This window comes from Neisseria sp. P0009.S007, from assembly GCF_051962515.1.
In genome coordinates this window covers 1-1284 of record NZ_JBQCVF010000390.1, presented here as the reverse complement: position 1 = coordinate 1284, position 1284 = coordinate 1, and the positions used below count along the sequence as shown (strand labels likewise).

The 1284-nt window shown below is 54.4% G+C and carries 1 protein-coding gene; it reads right to left on the bottom strand.

Annotation, left to right across the window (positions count from 1 at the left end; translation table 11 throughout):
* Positions 1 to 1070, bottom strand: a 1070-nt coding sequence (nadA, locus tag ACTHS3_RS13515) for a quinolinate synthase NadA (RefSeq protein WP_440368197.1), incomplete at its 3' end; no start/stop codon positions are given.
* Positions 1071 to 1284: the final 214 nt, after the last annotated feature.

Here is a 1284-nt window from a genome sequence, read left to right as displayed (position 1 = left end):
CCTGCCGCGAAGTCGAGCATACGCTGCAAAGGCAGTTTGGCGGCTTCGCCCAGCTTTCTGTCCAACAGGATTTCGTTATGTGCGTTTGTCAGGGCGTATTTGATGCCGCCCAGCGAATTCATCGCCATCCACGGGCAGAACGCGCAGCTTTTGCAGCTTCCGCCGTTGCCCGCCGTCGGGGCGGCGATAAATTCTTTGTCGGGCGCCTGTTTTTGCATTTCGTGCAGGATGCCCAAATCGGTCGCCACGATGAATTTTTTTTCGGGACGAGATACGGCGGCTTTGAGCAGTTTGCTGGTCGAGCCGACCACGTCGCCCAGTTCGATGACGCTTTGCGGCGATTCGGGATGAACCAGCACCACCGCGTCGGGGTGTTCCGCCTTCAACGCCGCCAATTCCTGCCCTTTGAATTCGTTATGAACGATGCACGAACCCTGCCACAGCAGCATATCCGCGCCCGTTTCGCGGCGGATGTAGTCGCCGAGGTGGCGGTCGGGTCCCCAAATCAGTTTTTCGCCGCGCGATTTCAAATACGACACGATTTCCAACGCCACCGAAGACGTTACAACCCAATCGGCACGCGCTTTCACGGCGGCGGAAGTGTTGGCGTACACTACGACTGTACGGTCGGGGTGTTGGTCGCAAAACGCTGAAAACGCCTCTTCCGGGCAACCCAAATCCAAAGAACATTCCGCTTCCAAATCAGGCATCAGCACCGTTTTTTCAGGGCAGAGGATTTTCGCGCTCTCGCCCATGAAGCGCACACCTGCCACCACCAATGTATCGGCTTCGTGTTCCGCACCGAAACGAGCCATCTCCAGCGAATCGCCCACGCATCCGCCTGTTTCCAAAGCCAAATCCTGAATCAGCGGATCAACGTAATAATGCGCCACCAAGACCGCGTTTTTCTCCTTCAGCAAAGCCTTGATTTCATCTTTCAGACGGCCTGCCGTCTCGCGGTCGGGCGTGTCGGCAACCTTCGCCCACGCCTGACGGATTTGGCAGGCAGAAGTCGGCGTCTGAATGAGGGGCATATCGTAGTCGAACGAGCGGCGGGCGGCGGTTTGCATGATGTTTCCTTGTGGCTGTTTTTTCAGACGGCATAAAGGTTTGCCGTTTATATTTTGAAATAGTTTTTATATTATGCTCAACTTGAGTATAATATGCAAGGTCGTCTGAAAACCGCTTTGGTTTACAATAAGGTTTTCTCTTGAATGAAAGCCACGCATGGATGCCTATCCTGAAACAGCAGCCAATACGCAAAGTATCGTCGAGCTTGTTCCT